Genomic DNA, 2,480 nt, shown 5'->3' on the forward strand with positions numbered 1-2,480 from the left:
CGTAAGCACTCGACCAGCACCGTAGCGTAGGTCGTTGACGACGGGAGCGCGATGCTATCGAATGGGTTCGACGTGGGCAGTAGACGGAAGCGCCGACGCCACGTTCCACGGCAACAACTCGTCGATGCGGTTGATCGGATGGTCAGCAATGCGCTCGAGCACATAGGCGAGATACGCCTCGGGATCGAGGCCATTCAGGCGTGCCGTGCCGATCAGGCTATACATCGCGGCGGCACGTTCGCCACCGGAGTCGGCGCCGGCGAACAAGTAATTCCGTCTGCCGAGGGCGACGCCGCGCAGTGCTCGCTCGGCGATCAGGTTGTCGATTTCCGCACGCCCGTCGCTGCAGTAGTAGATGAGCGCCGGCCAGCGATTCAGCGCGTACTGAATCGCCTTGGTCGTGTCGGATTTTGCAGAGAGCGTGGCGAGCGTTGCTTCGAACCAGCGTTTCATGTCGTCGAGCAGCGGTACCGCTCGCGCCTGGCGCACACTGTGTCGCTCATCAGGTGGTTTGCCACGGATCTGCTCCTCGATCTTGTAGAGCGCGCCGATCCGGTGCAGCGCTTCCTCCGTTACCGCATTGGGACGGACGGCATGTAGATCATGGATCTTTCGGCGAGCGTGGGCCATGCAGGCAGCTTCCTGGATGGTGCCGCCGCGATACAACTCGGCATAGCCGGCAAACGCATCGGCCTGCAGCACGCCGGTGAAGTCTGCAAGATGCTGCTGGGGATGCTCGCCCCGTCGATCGGGCGTGTAGGCGAACCAGACTGCTGCCGGCTCGTCGGAAGCGCTCGGCCGATCATCGCGCACGTAGACCCACAGGCGTCCTGTCTTTGTGCGACCGTTGCCGGGCGCCAGCACTGGCAGCGGCGTGTCGTCCCCGTGAACCTTGCCGCCGGCTAACGTGTATTGGCGGACGGTGGCGACCAGCGGTGCAAGCAGCGCCGTGATGCTCCCCATCCAATACCCCATCGCACCCGGATCGATCTCGACGCCGTCGCGCGCGTACATGACTGCCTGGCGATGCAGCGGGATGTGGTACGCGAACTTCGACACGGCGATGTGCGCGAGCAGCGCCGGACCCGGGATGCCACGATCGATCGGTCGACTCGGTGCCGCGGCCTGCACGATGCGATCGCAGCATGCGCAGGCCAGCTTCGGACGGCGGTGGCGAATCACGCGGAAGTGCGCCCGGACGTATTCGAGCTGTTCCGCGACGTCTTCGCCCATCGGTTTGAGTTGCCCGCCGCAATCGGGGCAGTCATCATCGGCGGGCAGATGGATGCGCTCTTCGCGCTCAAGGTGATCGGGCAACGGCTTGCGGCCGACACCTTCGCGACTCGGCCGTTTCACTGCAGCAGCCGCGGCCATATCGGCCGAGCCTTCATCGGCCTGCAGGTCTTCCAGCCGCAATTCAAGCTGTTCGATCTGGCGATCCAGCTTCTCCGATTTTCGGCCGAACTGCATCCGGCGCAGCTTGGCAATCGTCAGCTTCAGATGCTCGATCTCAATCGCGCGCGACGAGAGCTGCTCGCGCAAGCTGGCGACCATCGCCTTCAGCGCTTCAATGTCGTCGGGGAGATCGGTGGGAGCAGCGGACATGCGGTGAGCTTACACGACGCCACCCACAAGCTCTCCACGCGTAATGAACGTTTACAATGCGCTTCGCGGGCGTACCGCATCGATCGGCTGCCGCCAATCGAAACCTTCGAGCAAGAGCGCGAGCTGAGCGGTCGTCAGCGCAACAACACCGACATCGGCGCGCGGCCACGCGAAACGTCCTTTCTCGAGGCGCTTCGAGAGCAGGCACAGGCCACCGTCGCACCACCACAAGCACTTCAGCAAGTCGCCGCGCTTACCCCGGAACACGAACACGTGCCCGCTGTAGGGATCCTTCTCCAGCACGGTTTGTACCTTCGCGGCCAACGAGTTGAAGCCGGAACGCATGTCCGTGACGCCCGTCGCGATCCAGATTCGCGTGTTCGGCGGGATCACTTCAGACAGTCTCGCAAATACTGTTCGGCGAACTCCTGCGACACACCGCGGATACGAATACGTCGTTTGCCGACCTCGATCTCGATTTCACAGCCTGACGGCATCGCCGGGCTCGCCGACACGTCCGGTGTTTGCGGCAGAGCGTGATGTGGGATGTCCTTCGCAGGCAGATCGACCACATCAACCGGTAGCAGCGCGATGTTTGGTACCGACGATGCAGGTCGCGTATCGAGTAAGCTTCTTCGCCACTGCGCGACCATATTGGCGTTCAAGCCGTGCGCACGCGCGACCTCGGCAATCGAGCGATTCGGATCGTTCGCTTCGGCAGCAACCGCTTCCCGAAACTCCTTCGTGTAGTTCCTCGATCCCGGTCGTCTTCCATGCACCACTGGCTTCATCAATCTGATTCCCATTACATCTGATGGGAATCAGATTGCCGGTGCCGTGCCCTCATGAACAGACGGTACGTGTCGAGCGCTTAC

General features: G+C 62.7%; 3 protein-coding genes. All 3 read right to left on the bottom strand.

Annotation, left to right across the window (positions count from 1 at the left end; genetic code table 11):
• Nucleotides 1-54: 54 nt before the first annotated feature.
• From G3O06_RS47840 to G3O06_RS49540, 3 genes are read right to left on the bottom strand one after another with little or no spacing between them, the layout of a single operon-like run.
• Nucleotides 55-1,605, bottom strand: coding sequence for an IS66 family transposase (locus G3O06_RS47840; RefSeq protein WP_046543813.1), 1,551 nt, complete (start codon nt 1,603-1,605; stop codon nt 55-57).
• A 51-nt stretch (nt 1,606-1,656) separates the two neighbouring features.
• Nucleotides 1,657-1,998, bottom strand: a complete 342-nt coding sequence (gene tnpB / locus G3O06_RS47845; protein ID WP_346779605.1) for an IS66 family insertion sequence element accessory protein TnpB — start codon at nt 1,996-1,998, stop codon at nt 1,657-1,659.
• A complete protein-coding gene (locus tag G3O06_RS49540; RefSeq protein WP_158077526.1) occupies nt 1,995-2,396 on the bottom strand; it encodes a transposase in 402 nt (133 codons plus the stop codon). The genes tnpB and G3O06_RS49540 overlap by 4 nt, the downstream gene beginning before the upstream one ends.
• Between the last annotated feature and the right edge of the window lie 84 nt (nt 2,397-2,480).

It is taken from the genome of Burkholderia sp. Ac-20345, assembly GCF_017104825.1.
In the GTDB taxonomy this organism is placed as follows: domain Bacteria; phylum Pseudomonadota; class Gammaproteobacteria; order Burkholderiales; family Burkholderiaceae; genus Burkholderia; species Burkholderia lata_B.